This is a genomic window from Pseudomonas entomophila (genome assembly GCF_018417595.1).
GTDB lineage: Bacteria > Pseudomonadota > Gammaproteobacteria > Pseudomonadales > Pseudomonadaceae > Aquipseudomonas > Aquipseudomonas entomophila_C.
Genome location: NZ_CP070982.1, coordinates 2193051 through 2214116, shown reverse-complemented (window position 1 = coordinate 2214116; position 21066 = coordinate 2193051). Strand labels below are relative to the sequence as shown.

Genomic DNA, 21066 nt, shown 5'->3' with positions numbered 1-21066 from the left:
GTTTCCTTGATTCCTGGTCTACCAACCCGCGCACAGTCGCCACCCGAGTGGCGGCTCCATTGAATCAAGCAGCGACACAATGGGCTGGAGATGCAGCAGGCGGCCAGGGCGCGCATCGCCTGATGGGCCCGTGGCTGCGCCGATGAACTCGAGCGCCGTGCGGGCAGCACTCGCGCTCATGCTGGACCTCAGTGGCCCTGCTGTTCGTCCAGTTCTTCGCGCCGATGCGCCCACTGGTACAGCGCCGGCAACACCAGCAAGGTCAGCGCCGTCGACGACAGGATGCCGCCGATCACCACCGTCGCCAGCGGCCGCTGCACCTCGGCACCGGTACCGGTGGCCAGGGCCATGGGGATGAAGCCCAGCGATGCCACCAGCGCAGTCATCAGCACCGGCCGCAGGCGGGTCAGCGCACCCTCCTCGACCGCCGCGCGCAGGCCGCGCCCTTCTTCACGCAGATTGCGGATGAAGGCGATCATCACCAGGCCGTTGAGCACCGCCACCCCCGACAGCGCGATGAAGCCCACGCCCGCCGAGATCGACAACGGAATGTCCCGCAGCCACAGCGCCAGCACCCCACCGGTCAGGGCGAAGGGAATGCCGGTGAACACCAGCAAGCCATCCTTGAGGTTGTTGAACATCATCAGCAGCAGCGCCATCACCAGCAGCAGCGACACCGGCACCACCACCCGCAGGCGCTCGGCCGCCGACTGCAGCTGTTCGAACTGGCCGCCCCAGCGGGTCCAGTAGCCCGGCGGGATCTGCACCTGGTCGATCAAGGCCTGCGACGCCTCCTCGACGAACGAACCCAGGTCACGCCCACGCACGTTGGCGCTGACCACCACCACACGCTTGCCGTCCTCGCGGCTGACCTGGTTGGGGCCCAGCTGCAGGTTCAGCGTGGCCACCTGCGACAGCGGGATGAAACCGATCTGCGCGGCGCCGTTGCTGGCGCTGGCCGGCACCGGAATCAGCAGGCTGGACAAGCCGTCGACATCGGTGCGCAAGGTCTCCGACAGGCGCACCACCATGTCGAAGCGGCGGTCGCCTTCATACAGGGTGCCCGCCGTGCGCCCGCCCACGGCAATGGCGATGGCGTCCTGCACGTCGCCGACGTTCAGGCCATGGCGGGCGGCCTTGTCGCGGTCGATGTCGATGGTCAGCACCGGCAGGCCGGTGGTCTGCTCGACCTTCACCTCTGAAGCGCCCGGCACGCTCTGCAGGCGCGTGGAGATCTGCGCGGCGGTGCGGTTGAGCACGTCCATGTCGTCGCCGAACACCTTCACCGCGACATCGCTGCGCACCCCGGAAATCAGCTCGTTGAAACGCAGTTGGATCGGCTGCGACAGCTCGTAGTTGCTGCCCGGCACACTGGCCGCGGCGCGTTGCACTTCGGCGATCAGCGCGTCACGCGGCTTGCTCGGGTCCTGCCACTGCTCGCGCGGCTTGAGCATCACATAAGCGTCGGAGATGTTCGGCGGCATCGGGTCGGAGGCAATTTCGGCGGTGCCGGTACGGGCGAACACCCGCTCCACTTCCGGTACCTGCTGGATGATGGTCTGCTCCAGGCGCTGCTGCATCTCCACCGATTGCGACAGGCTGGTGCCCGGCACACGCAGGGCCTGCAGGGCAAAGTCGCCCTCGCTGAGGCTGGGGATGAACTCGCTGCCCATGCGGCTGGCCAGCACACCCGACAGCAGCACCAGGGTGGCGGCGCCGGCGAAGGCCAGGTTGCGGCGCGCCAGCACCCAGTCCAGCACCGGCGCATAGCGGCGGCGGGCGGTGCGCATGACCATGCCCTCTTCCTCTTTCACCTTGCCGGTGACGAACAGCGCGAGCGCCGCCGGCACGAAGGTCACCGAGAGGATCATCGCCCCCAGCAACGCCATCACCACGGTGAAGGCCATGGGGTGGAACATCTTGCCCTCGACACCGGTCAGGGCAAAGATCGGCAGGTACACCACCATGATGATCAACTGCCCGTAGATCAGCGGCCGGCGCGCCTCGCGGGCGGCGGCGAACACTTCGTGGAAGCGCTCGGAACGGGTCAGCATGCGCCCGTGGTGCTGCTGGGCATGGGCCAGGCGGCGGATGGCGTTCTCGACGATCACCACCGCGCCGTCGACGATGATGCCGAAGTCCAGCGCCCCGAGGCTCATCAGGTTGGCGCTGACCTTGTTGCTGAACATGCCGGTGAAGGTGAACAGCATCGACAGCGGAATGACCATGGCGGTGATCAGCGCCGCGCGAATGTTGCCCAGGAACAGGAACAGCACGGCGATCACCAGGATCGCGCCCTCGATGAGGTTCTTCTTCACCGTGGCGATGGCTTTTTCCACCAGGTTGGTGCGGTCATACACGGTGATCGCCACCACGCCCTTGGGCAGGCTGCGGTTGATCTCCTCGAGCTTGGCCGCCACGGCCTGGGACACCGTGCGGCTGTTCTCGCCGATCAGCATGAACACGGTACCCAATACCACTTCGCGGCCGTTCTCGGTGGCCGCGCCGGAACGCAACTCCTGGCCCAGGCCGACCTGGGCCACATGGCTGACGCGGATCGGCGCACCATCGACGCTGGAAATGACAATGTTGGCGATGTCCTCGGCCGAGGCCACCTGGCCCGGGGCGCGGATCAGCAGCTGCTCGCCGTTGCGCTCGATGTAACCTGCACCGACGTTGGCGTTGTTGCGCTCCAGCGCGGCGATCAGGTCGTTGAGGGTGAGCTTGTAGGCCGCCAGGCGCTTGGGGTCGGGGGCAACCAGGTACTGCTTGGCGTGGCCACCGATGCTGTTGACCTCGGCGACGCCCGGCACATTGCGCAGCTGCGGCTTGATGATCCAGTCCTGGATCACCCGCAGGTCGGTGGCGGTATAGGGCGTGCCGTCGTCCTTCAACGCCCCCTCCTTGGCCTCGACCGTCCACAGGAAGATCTCGCCAAGGCCGGTGGAGATCGGCCCCATGGCCGCTTCGATACCCTCGGGCAGCTGCTCGCGGGCCACCTGCAGGCGCTCGTTGACCAGTTGCCGGGCGAAGAAGATGTCGGTGCCGTCATCGAAGATCACCGTCACCTGCGACAAGCCCGAACGCGACAGCGAGCGGGTCTGCTTGAGGCCCGGCAGGCCGGCCATGGCGGTCTCGATGGCGAAGGTGATGCGTTGCTCGGTTTCCAGCGGTGAATAGCCGGGCGCGGCGGTGTTGATCTGCACCTGCACGTTGGTGATATCGGGCACGGCGTCGATAGGCAGCTTCTGGTAGCTGTGGATGCCCACGGCGGCCATCAGCACCACGGCGAGCATCACCACCAGGCGCTGCTCGATGGCGAATTGGATCAGGCGTTCGAACATGTCAGGCGTTCCCGGTCAGTGGCTGTGCGCGGCCGAGCCTTTGCCCAGCTCGGACTTGAGGACGAAGCTGCCGGCGGCAGCCACCACGGCGCCGGCGGCCAGCCCCTCGCGGATCTCCACCTGGCCGCTGTCGCGGCGCCCGGGCTTGACCGGGCGGGCCTCGAAACCTTCGTCGTTGCGCACGAACACCACGGTCTGCTCCTCCCAGGTCTGCAAGGCGCTTTCCGGTACCACCACGGCGGCGTCGAAGCGCTCGACGGTGACCGCGATATTGACGAACAGCCCCGGGCGCCAGGCGCCGTTGGGGTTGGCCAGGGTGGCACGCACGGTGGCGGCGCGATTCTGTTCACCAAGCAGGCTGCCGACGTAGTTGACCTTGCCCTCGACCTGGGCGCCGAGGTCCGGCGCGCTGACGGTGACGCCACGGCCGCTGACCACCTTGTCCAGGTCACGCGGGGCGACGGCGAAGGTGGCCCAGACCCGGCTCAGGTCGGACAGGGTGAAGGCGTTGCTGGTCTCGTCCACCACCTCGCCCACGGTCAGGTGCTTCTCCACCACCACCGCGTCGAACGGCGCACGCAGCTCATAGCGGTTGCCCTTGCCGGCCGGAGCCACGGCGGCGACCTTCTGCCCGGCGTTGGCGGCGGCGATCTCGGCCTCCTGCAGGGCCTGGCGGGCTTGCAGGTAGTCCTGCTCGGCACTGATGCGCTCCTGCCGCAGCTGCTTCTCGCGTTCGAAGGTCAGCCGTGCCAGTTCCAGGCGGCGCTGGGCGGCCTGCTGTTCGCTGCGCAGCTCGGAGATCTGCTGGCTGGCGATCACCGCCAGCACCTGGCCGCGCTTGACTGCCTGGCCCAGCTCGGCGTGCACCGACTCGACCACGCCTGGTACCCGGGGCACCACGTGGGCGGTGCGGTCTTCGTCGAAGCGGATCTCGCCGGGGAAGCTGATGGCGGTGCCCAGGGTCTGCGGGCCGGCGGTGCTCAGCTGCACGCCGGCGGCCTGGATCTGCTCGGCGCTGAGGTGCAGCTTGCCCTCCTCCTCACCGTGGCTTTCGCCCTCGCCTTCGGCGGCGCCGTGGCCATGACCGTCGTCCTGTTCTTCGGCGTGGCCGTGGTCGTCTTGCTGGGCCTGGCCGCTGGAGGCCTGGCCGAGGGTGCCGGTCCAGGCCAAGCCACCCAGGCCGAGGGCGGCAATGGCGGCGGCGAGAATGGCGAGTTTGCGTGGGTTGGTCATTGTTGCTCCTGGTTCCAGGCTGGGGCGTTACCTCGTCGGGGCCGCAGTGCGGCCCATCGCGACACAAGGCCGCTCCCACAAGGTTTTGGTATCGATCGTCAGTTCTGCGCGTTCCCTGTGGGAGCGGCCTTGTGTCGCGATGGGCTGCGCAGCAGCCCCCTTTCACAGCGCGTTCGAGAGCTCGCCATAGATTCGCTCCACCTGCGCCCGCGCATCGGTGGCCGAAGCCAGTGCGTCCAGATACAGCCCCCGCGCCTCGATCAAGGTGCGCTGCGCATCGAGCACATCGAGGAAGGCGAACTTGCCCATCTCGAAGCCACGGGTGGCGGTATCCACCGCCTGCTGGGCAGCCGGCAGGATGGTGCGGTCGTAGGCCTGCACCTCGCCCATGGCCGTGGCCCACTGTTCCAGGGCGCTGCGGGTATCGCTGCGCAGGCGCAGCTCCACGGCGTTGCGCAGGTCGCGGGCCTGGTCGGCGCGGCGCGCGGCGGCCAGCACGTTGCCCTGGTTGCGGTCGAACAACGGCAGCGGCATCGACAGCCCCACCACGTTGACCCGCTCGCGGTCCTCGCGGCTGTACTGGCTGCCGACGCTGACGGTCAGGTTGGGAATGCGCTGGGCCTTCTCCGAACCCAGGCTCGCTTCGCCGCGCTCGATCTGCGCCGCGGCCAGGCGCCAGTCGGCGGTCTGCTCGACCTTGGCCAGCAGTGGCTCAGGTCTGGGCGCTGGCCCCGGCGAAAGGGTCGTGGCGTCGAGCCGGTCGAAGCTTGTCTCGGCGCTGCCGGTCAGGCGTGCCAGTGACTGCCAGGCCACGCCACGCTCGGTCTGCGCGCGGCGCACCGCCGCCTGGGCCTGGGCCAGTTGCACCTGGGCGCGGGTGGCCTCCACCGGCGAGGACTGGCCTGCCTTGACCCGCCCCTCCACCACCCGCAGGCCACGCTCGGTCAGCGCCTGCGACTGCTGCGCCAGCTCCAGCGCGGTCTGTGCGCGCAGGGCGGCGTGGAAAGCCTGGATCACGTCGGCGCGCAGGCCATTGCGCTGGCGCTCCAGCTCCAGCCGGGCGACCGCTTGGCCGGCCTCGGCGACGTCGATGCGCGCACCGCGCTTGCCGCCCAGCTCCAGGGCCTGGCTGAGGGTGACGGTGGTGGTGCTGGTGTCGCGGCGGGTGTCCTCGACCTCCCAGGACAGCTCGGGGTTGGGGATCAGCCCGGCCTGGCGGCGCTCGCCCTCGGCGATGCCGATTTCGCGGCCGACGGCGGCGAGCTCCGGGTTGCGGGCGTAGGCGGCGTCGAGCGCCTGTTCCAGGCTCAGGCCCTGGGCACCGGCGGGGCCGGCCAGGAGCAGGCAGAGCAAGGCGATCTTGCGGGGGATGGGCACGGCGTGGGTCCTCGTCGACAAAGCGGCGGAATGCTTTGGCGTGGGACTTTAGGGAGAGGTGGTTATCGGGGCGGTGGCGTGAAAATTACAATTCTGTAATCAAGCCATGCGAACTGTCATGCCTGTAGGAGCGGCTTCAGCCGCGATGCAGACAACGCTTTGGTTGGCACCCGCTGCGCGGGTGATCGCGGCTGAAGCCGCGCCTACAGAGGTCGTGCCAATCAAACCAAGTTCGATAATCGCCCATTTTTCAAGGCGCGTCATTTGACGAAACTAACCAGGTAGTACATATATCAGGACATCCAAAAACAACAAAGCGATGCCCCGCCATGACACCCCGAATCCTCGTGCTCAACGGCCCCAACCTGAACCTGTTGGGCACCCGCGAACCCACCCAGTACGGTCACGAAACCCTCGCCGACCTGGCCACCCAGTGCGCCGCCAGCGCCCGCGCACTGGGCCTGGAACTGGAATTCCGCCAGACCAACCACGAAGGCGAGCTGATCGACTGGATCCACGCCGCCCGTGGCCGCTGCCACGGCATCCTGATCAACCCCGCCGCCTGGACCCACACCTCGGTGGCCATCCGCGACGCGCTGGTGGCCACCGAGTTGCCGGTGATCGAGGTGCACCTGTCCAACGTGCACAAGCGCGAGCCCTTTCGCCACCTGTCGTTCGTCTCCAGCATCGCCGTCGGGGTGATCTGCGGCCTTGGCAGCCAGGGCTACGCCATGGCCCTCGGCTACTTCAGCGGGTTGTTCAAGGAGCAGGCGGCATGAGCGCTCCCGGCATTCTCGCCGGCCTGATCGGCCGTGGCATCCAGGCCTCGCGCACCCCCGCGCTGCACGAGGCGGAAGGCGACGCCCAGGCGCTGCGCTACCTCTACCGGCTGATCGACGCCGACCAGTTGGGCGTTGACGACAGCGCCCTGCCCCAGTTGCTCGACGCCGCCCAGCGCACCGGCTTCACCGGGCTTAACGTCACCTTCCCGTTCAAGCAGGCGATCCTGCCGTTGCTCGATGAACTGTCGGAGGAGGCCCGCGGTATCGGCGCGGTCAACACCGTGGTGCTGCGCGACGGTCGGCGGATTGGCCACAACACCGACTGTCTTGGCTTTGCCGAGGGTTTCCGGCGCGGTTTGCCGGATGTCGAGCGGCGCCAGGTGGTGCAACTGGGCGCGGGCGGCGCGGGCTCGGCGGTGGCCCATGCCCTGCTCGCTGAAGGTGTCGAACGGCTGGTGCTGTTCGAGGTGGACACGGCCCGTGGGCAGGCACTGGTGGCCAATCTGGCGCAGCGTTTTGGTGCCGGGCGCGCGGTGCTCGGGCAGGACCTGGCAAGTGCGATGGCCGAAGCCGATGGCCTGGTCAACACCACCCCGGTGGGCATGGCCAAGCTGCCGGGCATGCCGTTGCCTGTGCAGCTGTTGCAGGCACGCCTGTGGGTGGCGGAGATCATCTATTTCCCGCTGGAGACCGAACTGCTGCGCCAGGCCCGGGCGCTGGGTTGCCGCACCCTGGATGGCGGCACCATGGCGGTGTTCCAGGCGGTCAAGGCGTTCGAGCTGTTCAGCGGTCGCCCGGCCGATGCCGAGCGCATGCAGGCGCATTTCGCCAGCCTGGGCTGAACATACTTTGGGTTCAACACGCCCCCTGTAGGAGCGGCCTTCAGCCGCGAAAGGGCCGCAGAGCGGCCCCGACGATCTTTGCTAAATCTGAAATCCTGGGGCTGCTACGCAGCCCTTTCGCGGCTGAAGGCCGCTCCTACGGCTACCGCAGCGGGTAGATCGACCCGCCGCGTTTCTTCTTGCGCTTAAACAGGCTTAACAGCTTGCGAATGAGGCTCATGGCTTTTCTCCTGGTAAAGGCCGAGTTCGTCACTGATCAATTGAGCGAGTTGCTGGTTGCCGAGGTCGTTGAAGTGGACGCGGTCCACGAACAGCGTTTCCTCGAAGACGGGGCTGGATTTGAGCATTTCGTTCATGTCCAGGCAGGGAATGCCGTCGGCGCTGGCCTGGATGTGCTGGAAGAACGGTGCATGCACCTCCTTGCCGAGCACGCCGCTGAACAGGCGGTAGAAGTTGTTCGGGCAGCTGTCGATGGCGTGGAACACTGCCTCTTCTTCAGCGGTCAGGCGTTCCCGGCACCAATGCGCCAACGGCTGCAGGACAAAGCTCAGGCTGGCGCCATGGCCGGCCAGCAGCAACCGCCATTGCTTCAGCGCATCGGTGATCGCCAGGGCCGCCCGCTCCAGGCGCTCGTCCAGCGAGACACCTTCGTCGGTGATCACCTCATCGGCCGGGTTCTCGTCGAACAGGGCGCTCTTCCAGCGTTTGAACAGCGATTCGCCACCGGCGCCGCCGAAGGTGTTCTTCTTGCGCTTCATGTCCTCGTTGAACTTGTTCATGTAGTGCTGGAATTCGAACGAGTAGTAGTAGCGCCCATGGTCGCTGGCGAAGGCGTCGGGAATGCCCTCCAGGGCTAGCGTGTTGATGCCGCTGAACACCACCACGTGGCCGACCTCGCCGATGCGTTTCTGCTGCATCAGGTACATCAGCAGCTCCTGCGTGGCGTTATAGCCGCGCCCGGCGAAATTCAGCCAAACCTCGCCGGTGATCGCGCTGAGATACGAAGCCACCGTGGCACCGTCGTGGGTCGACCCCACACCCAACGCGGTGGAGCCGCCCACCAGCAGGTTGACCTTGCCCGCCAGCGGGCGCTCGGCCACCGAATGGCGCTTGCCGTCGAATTCGGTGTAGCGAAAGCCCAGGGCATCGGTGTTGATGGTCGGCGAGCGGAACATTTTTTCGTGGAAATACATGGTGTACGGCACCCAGCGCGCGCCGATGTGCATGAAGCGGTCGTAGTCGCGGATCTGCGGCGTCCAGCGGTACACCTCCTGCACGGCCTCGTGGTGGGTCAGTGCAGGCTTTTCAGTCGAGTGCATATTGGCTTCTCCAGTCGGCCACTTCGTGCCAGCGCGGCTGCTCGTCCTTGAGCAGCAGGTAGTCGCCGAGCACCAGGCAATCCATTTCGGTGCGCATGAAACAGCGGTAGGCGTCTTCCGGGCTCTCGACGATGGGTTCGCCGCGCACGTTGAACGAGGTGTTGATCAGCACCGGGCAGCCGGTGAGGTCGGCAAAGCTGGCCAGCAAGTCGCGGAACAGCGGGTTGTGCCGCCCGTCCACCGTCTGCACCCGGGCCGAACAGTCGACGTGGGTGACCGCCGGGATCTGCGAACGCACCAGTTGCAGTTTTTCGATGCCGCTGTAGCCGCGCTCGTCCAACCCGGCCAGGCGCTTTTGCGCGTGCACCGGGGCGACGATCAGCATGTAGGGCGACGGCGTATCCAGCTCGAACCACTGCCCGGCCTGCTCGGCCAGCACCGCCGGGGCGAACGGGCGGAACGACTCGCGGTTCTTGATCTTCAGGTTCATCACGCTCTGCATCGTCGCCGAACGCGGGTTACCGAGGATCGAGCGCGCACCCAGCGAGCGCGGGCCGAACTCCATGCGCCCCTGGAACCAGCCCACCACCTTGTCCTCGGCCAGGTGCCGGGCGGTGGCGGCGAGCAACGCGGCCCGGTCGAGCTTCTGGTACGGCGCGCCGTGGTGGTTGAGGGTGCGTTCGATCTGCGGGCTGTCGTAGGCATTGCCCAGGTAGGCGCCCTGCATTGTGTCGTCCACGCCATTGGCCTGGCGCGCCGCTTGGCTGGTCTGGTAGTGACAATGCAGCGCCGCGCCCAGCGAACCGCCCGAGTCACCCGAGGCCGGCTGGACGAACAAGCCCTTGAACAGCCCCGAACGCAGGAGTTTGCCATTGGCGACGCAGTTGAGCGCCACGCCACCGGCCAGGCACAGGTAGTCGGCCTGGGTCTGTGCCTTGATCCGCCGCGCCAGGGCCAGCATGACCCGCTCGGTAACCACCTGAATCGACGCCGCCAGGTCCATTTCGCGCTGGCCGATGGGGCTTTCCGGCTCCCGGGCCGGCGCGCCGAACAGGGTCTCGAACGCCGTGCTGATCATCCGCTCGCCGACTTCGTAGTCGAAGTACTTGCGGGCGAGGCTGAAGCTGCCGTCCTCCTCGAGGGTGATCAGGTGCTCGAGGATGGTGTCGACGAAGCGCGGCTCGCCATAGGGCGCCAGCCCCATCAGCTTGTACTCGCCGGAGTCGACCTTGAAGCCGCAGTAGTAGGTGAACGCCGAATAGAGCAAGCCCAACGAGTGCGGGAAGCGCACCTCGAACAGCGGTTCGAGCTGGTTGCCCTTGCCCTGCCAGGCCGTGGTGGTCGACCACTCGCCGACCCCGTCCACGCACAGCACCGCGGCCTCTTGATAGGGCGACGGGTAGAACGCCGACGCGGCGTGGCTCAGGTGGTGCTGGCTGATGAAGATCGCCGGCAGCGGCTGGTCCGGGAACAGCCCCTGCAACTCCGTGTTGATGATGCCCTTGATGTCCCGGCGCGCGGCAAAACTGGTGTATTGCTGGGCGAAGGCCAGCGCGCCACGGGGGAAGTTGCGCTTGTAGGTGGTGCAGATGCGCTCGAACTTCACCTCCGGGTCTTCGTAGTAGGCCAGCCAGGCGACATCGGCCAGGCTGATGCCGGCCTGCTCCAGGCAGGCGCGCAGGGCATGGCGGGGGAAGCCGCGGTCCTGCTTGATCCGGGAAAAGCGCTCTTCCTGCAAGGCGCAGACGATCTGCCCGTCCTTGATCAGGGTGACCGCGCTGTCGTGGTAGAAGGCCGATAGCCCGAGGATGTAAGTCATGCGAACTCCCGTGTCAGGGTCAGTACCGCGATGGCCAGGAACAGCACCGGTGGCACGTAGTCGAACCACGAGCTGCGCTGGATGAACGCCCGCAGGTTATGAGCCGCCAGGCCCACGGTCATGTTCACCAGGATGCCGCCGATGTTGAACACCAGGCCGTAGATCAGGAAATACAGCCAGGCAGGTTGGGCGTCGGCCGGCACGAATTGCGGCAGCAGGCTGACGAAGAACAGGCCGATCTTGGGGTTGGACAGGTTGATCAGCACGCCCTTGCCGAAGGCGAAGCGCGCGGGCGGCGGCGTACCCTCGCCACTGGCGCTGGCACCGGCCGCGGCGCGCCGTGGCCAACAGGTGTAGGCCAGGTACAGCAGGTACAGGGCGCCGGCCACCTGGACGATGCGGTACAGCAACGGTACTTCCTTGAAGATCAGCATCAGGCCGAACGCCGCCAGCAGCACGTAGAAAAACACCCCGAACTCGACCCCGGCGGCGGCCTTGAGCCCCGTGCGCACGCCGTGGCGCAGTGACTGGTTCATCACGTACAGCATGGCCGGCCCGGGGGAGGCATTGATGATCAGGACTGCCAGCAGAAAGGAGAGAAAGCCGTACGTCATGGCGCACCTCGTCGTTGAGTGAATGTGTGGCGAATGCTGTGCAGGCGGTCCTTGACCCACTGCAACGGCGACCCCGACGGTGGGCTCAGGGCGCGATAACCCACCCAGATCCGCTCCCAGTGCCGCGCCTGCTCCTGCTCGCCGCCGCGCTGCAGGGCATCGTCCAGGTGCTGGCGGATTGCCTCGATGGCCCAGGCGGTGTGGCCGCTGGCCACGTTGTCGATGGTGTTGTGCAGGTCGGTGAACAGCGAGCTGAAACCGTAGTGGCGCAGGACATCGGCGGAGCGCCGGTATTCACCGCCCACACCCGACAGCTCCATGGCCAGGTTCAGGCCCAGGGTTTCCGGTTGATATCGCTGCGGGAACAGCGAGATGGCCAACCAGAACACCGGCACCCGCAGGTCGTCTTCCTCGAAATGGCGCGCCGCGGCGAAGTCCGGCTCGACGAAGCTGCCCACGTCCTGGCCCATGCTCGCCAGCAGTTGTTGATAGATGTTGCCGTGGTGCAGCGCGCTGTCGCCCTGCCCCAGTTCGTCGATCAACGTGCGGTAGAGCAAGGCGCCAATCGGTGTGGTGACACTGGCCGGGGCCACCACCTGGCGCAGCCAGGCACCGTCGATCAGGGTCAGGGGGGCCAGGCTCAGGGCGTCGGCGACGATCTCCTCGCGAGTTTCCTCGGGGGCGCCAACCAGAGGGCGATAGCTCTGCACCTGCCGCGCATGCTGCGCCTCCAGCCATTGCGCCAGGGCTTCATGGCGGTATGGGCTGAACGGCAGCCCTTCGCGGCGCAGGCCAAGCCGGTGCCGCGCCAGCCAGGCGTCGGCGAAGGCCCGGGCTGCGGGCAAGGCGTCGGGCGCCTGGTCGATCTGCAGAAACAGGGGATACAAGGCCCGCAGCGGCAGGTGCCGGTACTTTCTCAAGGCAAGCCGGTTGGCCTGGGCCAATGCCTGGTCGCACAAGGTCACGGCCACAGGCGTGGTCGGGGTGCCCTCGACGCTTGCCGTCGGGCGCTCGGCGGTGGGTGCCAGCGTCGAGATCCATCGCTCGACCACCGCGATGTCGTCGCTGGAGAACACCCCGAACATGCTGCCGGTGGGTTTGCCGATGATGTTCAGCAGCGCGCTGCGCGCCGGCTGGCCAGGGCGAACATAGCGCGAAGCGGCCAACGCCCGGACCGTGGCGTGGGGGCAGAACGTCTCCGCCGCCAGCCATTGGTCGATGGGCTCGCCCGCCAGTTGCCCGCGCTGGTGGTAACCACAACCGTGACGCCCCAGCCTGTCGATGAGGGCCACCATGGCGGCATGTTCGTTGAAGCGCAGCGGGTCGGCCAGCACCTGGACCAGTTGCCGCTCGTGGGTTTCGATCATCGTCAGTGCGCAACGATAGCCCGTGCCGACCCGGGCGCCATCGGCCACCGATGCCCGTTGCTGGAAGAGATCGAGCGCGGTCACGGCCATGCCATGGTAGGCCGTTGCCTGGGGCTGTCCGAACAGCGCGGTGTCACCTTCACGCAGGGCATTGAGCTGGTCGACGTAGTCGCACAGGGCCAGGTTGACGCCCAGTGTCTCGGCATGGAATGCCCGCGGGAAGCAGGCCAGGGCCAGCAAAAAGACCGGCAGTTCGAATGCTGCGTCCTCGATGGCCGGATCGTCGCAGAAGCGATGGCTGAACACCTCGGCCACGGCCGTGCCCACACGTTGCGCCGCCTGGTCGAACAGCCGGCTCTGGCTACGCTGCGGATAACCGCCACCGACCATCAGCGCATGGATCTTGAGCAACTGGCCACTGTCCGCTCGCCAGGCATGGGCGATCGAGGTCACCCCATCGAGCCAGCCCCCCATCACCTTGAACAAGGGGGCGTGCTGGCAATAGAAGTGACGTTTGCGCGCTTTATCGGGGATCAGCGCGGGATAGTGGGCCCGCAGGCCCTCGTGAAGCGCTCGCGATGGCTGGTCGATTGCGGCCGCTTGCAGCGTGCCCGTGTCGCGATACGCCTCGAGGCGCTGCGTCACCTGCGTCCAGACCAGCTCCAGCAAGCCATGTCGCTCTTCCTGGTTGACCAGTCTGAAGAACCATTGCCGGGCGTTCAATCGCACCTGCCCGAGCGCTGTCGGCGTGATCGCCAGAAAGCTGGGTGCGGTGAACGCAGGCACTTCCTGCGCCAGGTTGGCCATTGCGCCAGCCCCTCCTCTTCATGATGGCCTGAAGACAGACCTCACCCAGGCCAGGCCGAGCCGCGCGAGGCTATCGCGTAGGCTGGCGGCCGAAGACCTGGGTGAAGAGTGCATCGTCCTTGATGCGAAGCATCTTCCTGATACGAGGGAATATGCTTATAACGCTTTGCGAGAGGGATTCTGGGCAGTGGTCATGAAAATGTAAAACGGGCCGCATTGGCGACAAGCATGAGCCTCGCTAATGCTGCAGTGCCGCCTGGTCAGGCCTTGATGTAGCGCATCACCGCGTCACCGATCATCTGCTTGTGGCGCAGCTTGATCTGCTCGTCGGCCAGGTCGATCTGGAAGATGTCGCCGAAGGTGTGGCGGTTGGACACCCGGTAGAAGCAGAACGAACTCATCAGCATGTGCAGGTCGATCACCTCGATGCCCGGGCGGAACACGCCCTCCTCCACGCCGCGTTGCAGGGTGCGACCAAGCGACTCCAGCACCAGGCTGCTCATCTCGCGGATCACCGGCGACTGCTTGACGTACTCGCCGTAGTGGATGTTCTCGGTACAGACGATGCGCACGAAATCGACGTTGTGGTCGTGGTGGTCGAAGGTAAACTCCACCAGGCGGCGGATCGCCTGTTCGGCGGGCAGCGACTCGAGGTCCAGGCGCTGTTCGGTCTTGCGGATGTCGCCGTAGAGCTTGACCAGGCACTCGACGTACAGCTGCTCCTTGCTGCCGAAGTAGTAGTAGATCATGCGCTTGGAGGTGGCGGTGCGCTCGGCGATGGCGTCGACCCGGGCACCGGCCAGGCCCTGCTGGACGAACTCGGTGATGGCGGCCTGGAGGATGTTCTCGCGGGTCTTCTCCGGGTTGTTCTTGCGCGTCTTGCGCGCCCCTTCGACTTCAGGCTTGGCTACCGAATCACGCATACCGACTCACAGGCTCGTTAGAGGAATCCGGGGGATTATCCGTGAGCCGGGCGGTGCAGGGAAGCGCGGTGTTGGTCGGGTGGTCAGGATCCATGGACCGTGGACGGCCCTTCGCGGGTAAACCCGCTCCCACAGGGACAGTACAGGTATTGAGTTCGGCACTGTACCTGCAGGAGCGGCCTTCAGCCGCGAAAGGGCCACTGCAGACAAACATTCATTTCCCCTACAACACCGGTTTGCGCCCCGCCCCACTGCGCCGCTTGGCCATCGCCGCCAGGCGCACCGCGACATTGGCCGCGCCATACCCGGCATAGCCGCCCTTGCGCTGGATGATCTCGAAGAAGAAGCGCTCCTCGAACGGCTCGGTGTACACGTGGAACAGCTCACCGCCCTGGGCGTCGCGGTCGTACAGCACGTTGTAGTACGCCAGCTCGCTGAGGAACTCGTCGTCGAACTCGAACCGCGCCGCCAGGTCGTCGTAGTAGTTCAGCGGGATTTCCAGCAACGGCACCCCGGCCTCCTTGGCCCGCACCACTTCCAGGAAGATGTCGTCGCAGTCGAAGGCGATATGGTGCACCCCCGAACCCCGGTAGCTGGACAGCGCATGGGCGATGGCGGTGTTGCGGTTCTCGGAGATGTTCAGCGGCACCCGCAACGTGCCACAGGGGCTGCGCAGCGCGCGGCTCTTGACCAGGCCGTAGGGGTCGGGGAGCACCACCTCGTCATCGGCGGTGAAGTCGAACAGGCTCTTGTAGAACAGCACCCAGCTGTCCAGCGCCTCGGCCGGCAGGGCCAGGGCCATGTGGTCGATCCGTTGCAGGCCACCTGTGCCCTGCGCACCCGGCGCGAGGTGGAAATCGCTGTCGTAGATGGTCTGGCCGTGGGCCTCCTGCTCCACCAGGTACAGCAGGCTGCCATCCGGGGCGCGTACCGCCGGGATCTGCCGCTCGTTGGGGCCGACCAGGCCACGGAACGGCTGGCCCCGGTAGGCGGTGGCGCGCTGCAAGGCCGCCTGGCCCTCCTTCACCCGCAAGGCAGTGGCGCACAGCGACGGCCCATGGGCCTCGAAGAAGTTGTGGGCGAAGGAGTAGGGTTCGGCGTTGAGCACGATGTTGATGTCACCCTGGCGCAGCAGGCGCACGGCCTTGCTGCGGTGCTCGCCTGCCTCGGCGAAGCCCAGGCGCTTGAGCCACACCCCGAGCCGCGCGCCCACCGCCTCGTCGACCGCGAACTCGAGGAACTCCACGCCGTCGTAGCGGCTGGCCGCGGGCGGCGCGAACAGCACGCCGGGCTCAACCTGCCGCGCTTCGCGCTCGAGCTGGCGACGGGTCTTCTCCTCCAGGTACAACAGCGAACGCAAACCGTCCGCGGCATTCTGCCGGGGCGGCGCCGCGCGGAAGCCATCGTTGAAGATTTCCAGCGACAGCGGGCCGCGATAGCCGGTGGCGAGTATCGGTGCGAGGAAGCCGGCCAGGTTCAGCTCACCCTGCCCCGGGAAACAGCGAAAATGCCGGCTCCACTCCAGCACATCCATGGCCAGGATCGGCGCGTCGGCCATCTGCACGAAGAAGATCTTGTCACCAGGGATATCGCGGATGGCCCCGGGGTCGCCCTTGAGCGACAGGGTGTGGAAGCTGTCGAGGATCAACCCCAGCGCCGGGTGGTCGGCCTGGCGCACCAGGTTCCAGGCCTGCTGGTAGGTGTTGACGTGGCGCCCCCAGGCCAGGGCCTCGTAGCCGATGCGCAGGCCGCGATCACCGGCATGCTCGGCGAGCAGGCGCAGGTCGTCCGCCAGCAGCTGCTCTTCGCCCAGGGCGTCGGGCTGCACGTTGCTGCACACCAGCACCAGGTCGGTGCCCAGCTCCTGCATCAGGTCGAACTTGCGCTCGGCGCGGTCGAGCTGCTTGTGCAAACGGTCGCGGCGGCAGCCTTCGAAATCACGAAAGGGCTGGAACAAGGTGATGGCGATACCGAGGTCGGCGCACATCTGACGTACCTCGCGCGGGCTACCGGCGTAGTACAGCAAGTCGTTCTCGAAGATCTCGACGCCGTCGAAACCTGCGGCGGCGATGGCTTCGAGCTTTTCCGGCAGGGTGCCGCTGAGGGACACGGTGGCAATCGAACGCTGCATGCTGGGGTTCCTTGTTGTAGGTGTCTTGGGGCTGCGCCCCTCTGTAGGAGCGGCTTCAGCCGCGATGCAGGCCACGCGGTGCCCGGCACCCGCTTTCGCGGGTGATCGCGGCTGAAGCCGCGCCTACAGAGGCGATAGGGTTCGTGCCGATAACGCATCGATCGGCCTGGCACGACCGATTATTCGCAGGTAAAGTCACCCCGGCAATGAACTTTGTACGGAACAGTTAGTTTTTGTTCGATTACCGAACAAAACCCGTTCCGACGAATTGATTCAGCCACCCCCGTGAACAACCATGAACACCAGTCGCAGGCCCCGCCGGCCTTTCTCGCTGCCACGCCGGTCATTCGGCGGGGCCTGCGCCGCACCGCCCAACGTCACCACATAATAAGTTCAATAAAACGGGTACCGACTTATGCTCACGTTCCTCGCCCTGCGATCCGCACCGCCATGTTCGTCCTCTCCTTATCGCCCCCCGGTTCACGCGCCCCGTGCGCGCTGACCTTTCGGCCACCGACAAGCACAACGGAGACAACATGGCCCGCTCAAGCTCCCAAGCCAAGAAAGCCACCGCCAGCGGATGGATCGGCTCTGCCCTCGAGTACTACGACTTCTTCATCTACGCCCAGGCCGCGGCGCTGATCTTTCCGCAGATCTTCTTCCCCTCCACCGACCCGAAGATGGCCATCATCGCCTCGCTGGCCACCTACGGCGTCGGCTACCTGGCCCGCCCGTTGGGCGCCTTCGTGCTCGGCCACTGGGGCGACACCCGCGGGCGCAAGAACGTGCTGCTGCTGTGCATGTTCCTGATGGGCTTGTCGACCATGGCCGTGGGCCTGCTGCCCACCTACCACGACATCGGCCTGCTCGCCCCGGCGCTGCTGGTGCTGCTGCGCCTGGTCCAGGGCTTCGCCGTGGCCGGCGAGATCTCCGGGGCCAGCTCGATGATCATGGAGCACGCACCGTTCGGCCGCCGTGGCTACTACGCCAGCTACACGCTGCAAGGCGTGCAGGCCGGCCAGGTGATGGCGGCGGCGGTGTTCCTGCCGCTGGCCTACTTCATGCCGAGCGAGGCCTTCAACGAATGGGGCTGGCGCATTCCGTTCCTGATGAGCGCGCTGGTGCTGGTGGCCGGCTTCATCATCCGCAAGGAGGTCCACGAGACCCCGGCCTTCGTCCAGGAGGAGCAGCAGGCCAAGGTGGCCAAGTCGCCGATCAGCGAAGCCTTCCGCCACAGCTGGAAGCACATGGTGCTGGTGATGTTCATGGCGTTGATGAACGTGATCCCGGTGGTCGCCACCATCTTCGGCGCGGCCTACGCGGTGCAGCCGGCCTACGGCGTCGGCTTCGACAAGAGCGTGTACCTGTGGATCCCGGTGGTGGGCAATATCGTCGCGGTGCTGGTGATCCCCTTCGTCGGCAACCTCTCCGACCGGATCGGCCGCCGCCCGACCATGATCGCCGGCTGCCTGGGCTCGGGCCTGCTGGCGTTCGTCTACCTGTATGCGATCAGCATTCAGAACGTGCCGCTGGCCTTCGCCGCCTCGATCGTCATGTGGGGCATGGTCTACCAGGGCTACAACGCGGTGTTCCCAAGCTTCTACCCCGAGCTGTTCCAGACCCGCTACCGGGTCTCGGCCATGGCCATCGCGCAGAACGTCGGCACCATGCTCACCGCCATGCTGCCGGCGCTGTTCGCCACCGTGGCGCCACCGGGCTCGGACAACATCCCGCTGGTGGTGGGCGGGCTGGCGTTCTTCATCACCTGCGTGTGCGCGTTCGCGGCGTACCTGGCGCCGGAGACCCACCGGCTGGCCATGGAAGACCTGGGCAACCCGCAGGCAACGCCCATGGCGCAGGAAGCCTATGAAGCCAACCGCAAGGGCAGCCTGAAAGCGTTCGGGCACTGAACGCCCCGGGGCAGACCTGTCGCACACTGACAGGTCTGCCCCTCCGGATGATTGACTCCCCCCTCGTTCGATGGTCAGATGCGCGCCAGTTTCAGGTGTCCTGCGCCGCCGCGCGCAGGGTGAAACGGGAAGCCGGTGAGTCGTTGTCACGACAAGTCCGGCGCTGCCCCCGCAACGGTAAGCGAGCGAACCCTTCGACACACCACTGTGCACACGCATGGGAAGGTGAAGGCTTCATGACCCTCGCAAGCCCGGAGACCGGCCTGAAGCCTTACTTGGCAACCCGCGGTGGGCGGGCGCAGGCCGGTCATCGCGTGCGCGCCTGCGCATGCGGTTCGCCTTTGCGTGTTTTCCACCGGGATCCATTCCTTCCTGCAGCAGTGGAACGACATGTCCCGATTCAACAAACTTCACACCCTGGCGGCCTGCCTGGCCGTCTCGCTCCCGGCCCTGGCCGACGACCATGAGCGTACCCCGCTCACCCTGCCCTCCACGGCGGTCACCGAGACCCGCGAACCTTCGGTCATCGACCTGGCCACCCCGACCCAGGCCGGTTCACGCTTGAACCTCAGCGCCCTGGAAACCCCGGCCAGCACCAGCAGCATCACCGCCGAGCAGATCCTGCAACGCAACAACCTCACGGTGCAGGACGCCGTGACCCGCTCCCCGGGCATCACCTTCATCGGCACCCCGGGCGATGGCGGCACCGGCCTGTCGGCACGCGGCTTCAGCGGCCAGGGCTCGGTGATGACACTGTTCGACGGCGCGCGGCTGTACACCGGCGCCGGCACCCTCACCTTCCCGGTCGACCCGTGGATGGTCGAGCGCATCGATGTGCTGCGCGGCCCGGCGTCGGTGCTGTACGGCGAAGGCGCCACCGGCGCGGCGGTCAACGTGATCCCGAAAAAACCCTTCGCCGGCGAAATCCACAACCACCTGCGCCTGGGCTACGGCTCCTGGGACCGCCAGCAACTGGGCCTGGACAGCGGCGGCAGCCTGAGCGAACGCCTGAGCTACCGGGTCACCCTGAACAAGCAGGAAGGCAACGGCTGGGTCGACCGCACCGACTCGCGCAACCTGTCGCTCAGCGCCGCCCTGCGCTTCGATGCCAGCGATGACCTGAGTTTCACCCTCGCCCACGAACGGGGCGACGCCGAGCCTGCCAACTACTACGGCACGCCGCTGATCGACGGCCACTACCGCGACAGCCTGCGCAAGAAGAACTACAACGTGCGCAACGATGTGCAGCGCTACCACGACGAGTGGACGCGCCTGACCACCGACTGGACCCTCAGCGACACGGTCTCGGCCAGCAACCAGCTGTACTACATCAAGAGCCGCCGCCACTGGCGCAACGCCGAGGACTACACCTGGAATGCCGATGAAGGCCTGCTGCAACGGGGCAGCTACCTGGAGATCAAGCACAACCAGGAGCAGTTCGGCGACCGCCAGAGCTTCACCTTCGACCACGGGCTGTTCGGCCTGGCCAGCAAGACCGTGGTGGGTGTCGAGTACAACAAGATCCGCTTCAACGTCGACAGCAATTCGCCCTACATCGACGACGGCGTCGACCTGGTCGACCCGTGGAACCCGGCACCGGGCGGGTTCCACAGCGCCTCGCCGCTGCGCCCGCAGACCCTGTCCAGCACCCACACCGTCGCGCTGTTCGCGGAAAACCGCACCCAGCTGACCGAGCGCCTGTCGCTGGTCACCGGCGTGCGCCGCGACCAGAACCACATCGACCGCGACAACCTGGTCGATGGTTCGCGCAGCGACGTCAGCCTGCGTGGCGGCAACTGGCGCGCCGGGCTGGTCTATGCGCTCAGCGACGACCTGTCGGTCTATGGGCAGTACTCCACCAGTGAGGACGGCGTCGGCAACCTGATCAGCCTCAGCCAGAAGCAGATGGACTTCGACCTCACCGAGGCGAAACAGACCGAACTCGGCGTCAAGCAACGCTTCTGGGAAGGCCAAGGCGAATGGACCCTGGCGGCCTACCATATCGTCAAGAAGAAGCTGTTGGTCTACGACCCGGCCAGCAAGACCCAGCAGCAGGCCGGGCAGCAAACTTCCGACGGCCTGGAAGCCTCGCTGGAACTGGCGCTGGGCAACCAGTGGCAGCTGTCGGCCAACGCCGCGCTGGTGCGGGCCAAGTACGACGAGTACCTGCAAAACACCGCGCAAGGGGTGATGGACCGTGCCGGCAACCGCCCCGCCAACGTGCCGCGGCGCACCGCCAACCTGTGGCTGAGCAAGGGTTTCGGCCAGGCGGTGGATGCCGGCATGGGCCTGCGTTATGTCGATGAACGCTATGCCAGCGTCGACAATGAACAGTCCGCGCCGGGCTATACCGTGGTGGATGCGAACCTCGGCTGGCAGGTGCTGCCGGACGTGCGCCTCGGCCTGCAAGTGAACAACCTGTTCAACCGCGACTATGTGGTTTCGGCCCACAGCGGCGAACAATGGCTGCTGGGCGCGCCGCGTTCGTACTTCGCCACGGTCGACTACAGCTTCTGATCAAGCGGCCGGGGCCTTCCTGTGGGTGCCCGGCCAACAGACTCTCGAAATGCTGGGGTTCAGCACGGGCGCACGCGTCTA

The 21066-nt window shown here is 66.5% G+C and carries 14 protein-coding genes and 1 riboswitch; of the genes, 4 read left to right on the top strand and 10 right to left on the bottom strand.

Features of this window, described 5'->3' with window-relative positions; genetic code table 11:
* Nucleotides 1-188: 188 nt before the first annotated feature.
* From JYG34_RS09880 to JYG34_RS09865, 4 genes are all read right to left on the bottom strand, one after another.
* Nucleotides 189-3344, bottom strand: a complete 3156-nt coding sequence (locus JYG34_RS09880) for an efflux RND transporter permease subunit (protein ID WP_213660509.1) — start codon at nt 3342-3344, stop codon at nt 189-191.
* Between the two features lie 15 nt (nt 3345-3359).
* A complete protein-coding gene (locus JYG34_RS09875) occupies nt 3360-4577 on the bottom strand; it encodes an efflux RND transporter periplasmic adaptor subunit (RefSeq protein WP_213660508.1) in 1218 nt (405 codons plus the stop codon).
* Between the two features lie 162 nt (nt 4578-4739).
* A complete protein-coding gene (locus tag JYG34_RS09870; RefSeq protein WP_213660507.1) occupies nt 4740-5954 on the bottom strand; it encodes a TolC family protein in 1215 nt (404 codons plus the stop codon).
* Between the two features lie 99 nt (nt 5955-6053).
* Nucleotides 6054-6218, bottom strand: coding sequence for a hypothetical protein (locus JYG34_RS09865; RefSeq protein ID WP_213660506.1), 165 nt, complete (start codon nt 6216-6218; stop codon nt 6054-6056).
* A gap of 65 nt (nt 6219-6283) precedes the next feature.
* Between JYG34_RS09865 and aroQ the strand changes: the two genes are divergently transcribed.
* On the top strand, nt 6284-6733 hold the full coding sequence (gene aroQ, locus JYG34_RS09860; RefSeq protein ID WP_213660505.1) for a type II 3-dehydroquinate dehydratase: 450 nt from the start codon (nt 6284-6286) through the stop codon (nt 6731-6733).
* Nucleotides 6730-7578, top strand: a complete 849-nt coding sequence (locus JYG34_RS09855; protein WP_213660504.1) for a shikimate dehydrogenase — start codon at nt 6730-6732, stop codon at nt 7576-7578. The genes aroQ and JYG34_RS09855 overlap by 4 nt, the downstream gene beginning before the upstream one ends.
* Before the next feature lie 185 nt (nt 7579-7763).
* Here the strand turns inward: JYG34_RS09855 and JYG34_RS09850 are convergent, their stop codons facing one another.
* From JYG34_RS09850 to quiC, 6 genes are all read right to left on the bottom strand, one after another.
* The gene (locus JYG34_RS09850) at nt 7764-8897 is read right to left on the bottom strand and encodes an SGNH/GDSL hydrolase family protein (protein WP_213660503.1); all 1134 of its coding nucleotides are present in this window, start codon (nt 8895-8897) and stop codon (nt 7764-7766) included.
* Nucleotides 8884-10716 carry a carbamoyltransferase family protein gene (locus tag JYG34_RS09845; protein ID WP_213660502.1) on the bottom strand — a complete coding sequence of 611 codons (1833 nt, stop codon included), beginning with the start codon at nt 10714-10716 and terminating at the stop codon, nt 8884-8886. Before JYG34_RS09845 ends, JYG34_RS09850 begins: the two co-directional genes overlap by 14 nt.
* Nucleotides 10713-11330 (bottom strand): LysE family translocator, encoded by a 618-nt coding sequence (locus tag JYG34_RS09840; protein ID WP_011533253.1) that lies wholly within the window; start codon nt 11328-11330, stop codon nt 10713-10715. The genes JYG34_RS09845 and JYG34_RS09840 overlap by 4 nt, the downstream gene beginning before the upstream one ends.
* Nucleotides 11327-13504, bottom strand: a complete 2178-nt coding sequence (locus tag JYG34_RS09835) for an iron-containing redox enzyme family protein (protein ID WP_213660501.1) — start codon at nt 13502-13504, stop codon at nt 11327-11329. Before JYG34_RS09835 ends, JYG34_RS09840 begins: the two co-directional genes overlap by 4 nt.
* Before the next feature lie 260 nt (nt 13505-13764).
* Nucleotides 13765-14427, bottom strand: a complete 663-nt coding sequence (locus tag JYG34_RS09830) for a TetR/AcrR family transcriptional regulator (protein WP_213660500.1) — start codon at nt 14425-14427, stop codon at nt 13765-13767.
* Between the two features lie 223 nt (nt 14428-14650).
* Entirely contained in the window at nt 14651-16558 is a 1908-nt protein-coding gene (gene quiC / locus JYG34_RS09825; protein WP_213660499.1) for a 3-dehydroshikimate dehydratase QuiC, read from the bottom strand.
* A gap of 536 nt (nt 16559-17094) precedes the next feature.
* On the opposite strand from quiC, the gene JYG34_RS09820 reads away from it, so the two are divergent.
* Both JYG34_RS09820 and JYG34_RS09815 read left to right on the top strand, forming a co-directional pair.
* Nucleotides 17095-18468 carry an MFS transporter gene (locus tag JYG34_RS09820; RefSeq protein WP_213660498.1) on the top strand — a complete coding sequence of 458 codons (1374 nt, stop codon included), beginning with the start codon at nt 17095-17097 and terminating at the stop codon, nt 18466-18468.
* 76 nt (nt 18469-18544) lie between these two features.
* A riboswitch (cobalamin riboswitch) is annotated at nt 18545-18749 on the top strand.
* Nucleotides 18750-18858: 109 nt separating this feature from the next.
* A complete protein-coding gene (locus JYG34_RS09815; RefSeq protein ID WP_213660497.1) occupies nt 18859-20985 on the top strand; it encodes a TonB-dependent receptor in 2127 nt (708 codons plus the stop codon).
* The last annotated feature ends 81 nt before the right edge of the window (nt 20986-21066 follow it).

What these genes read in the sequence shown, in the direction of transcription:
- quiC (WP_213660499.1), bottom strand. Translation starts at nt 16,558, where the DNA reads ATGCAGCGTTCGATTGCCACCGTGTCCCTCAGCGGCACCCTGCCGGAA.
- JYG34_RS09855 (WP_213660504.1), top strand. Translation starts at nt 6,730, where the DNA reads ATGAGCGCTCCCGGCATTCTCGCCGGCCTGATCGGCCGTGGCATCCAG.
- JYG34_RS09815 (WP_213660497.1), top strand. Translation starts at nt 18,859, where the DNA reads ATGTCCCGATTCAACAAACTTCACACCCTGGCGGCCTGCCTGGCCGTC.
- JYG34_RS09840 (WP_011533253.1), bottom strand. Translation starts at nt 11,330, where the DNA reads ATGACGTACGGCTTTCTCTCCTTTCTGCTGGCAGTCCTGATCATCAAT.
- JYG34_RS09830 (WP_213660500.1), bottom strand. Translation starts at nt 14,427, where the DNA reads ATGCGTGATTCGGTAGCCAAGCCTGAAGTCGAAGGGGCGCGCAAGACG.
- JYG34_RS09875 (WP_213660508.1), bottom strand. Translation starts at nt 4,577, where the DNA reads ATGACCAACCCACGCAAACTCGCCATTCTCGCCGCCGCCATTGCCGCC.
- aroQ (WP_213660505.1), top strand. Translation starts at nt 6,284, where the DNA reads ATGACACCCCGAATCCTCGTGCTCAACGGCCCCAACCTGAACCTGTTG.
- JYG34_RS09820 (WP_213660498.1), top strand. Translation starts at nt 17,095, where the DNA reads ATGGCCCGCTCAAGCTCCCAAGCCAAGAAAGCCACCGCCAGCGGATGG.
- JYG34_RS09880 (WP_213660509.1), bottom strand. Translation starts at nt 3,344, where the DNA reads ATGTTCGAACGCCTGATCCAATTCGCCATCGAGCAGCGCCTGGTGGTG.
- JYG34_RS09850 (WP_213660503.1), bottom strand. Translation starts at nt 8,897, where the DNA reads ATGCACTCGACTGAAAAGCCTGCACTGACCCACCACGAGGCCGTGCAG.
- JYG34_RS09845 (WP_213660502.1), bottom strand. Translation starts at nt 10,716, where the DNA reads ATGACTTACATCCTCGGGCTATCGGCCTTCTACCACGACAGCGCGGTC.
- JYG34_RS09835 (WP_213660501.1), bottom strand. Translation starts at nt 13,504, where the DNA reads ATGGCCAACCTGGCGCAGGAAGTGCCTGCGTTCACCGCACCCAGCTTT.
- JYG34_RS09865 (WP_213660506.1), bottom strand. Translation starts at nt 6,218, where the DNA reads ATGACGCGCCTTGAAAAATGGGCGATTATCGAACTTGGTTTGATTGGC.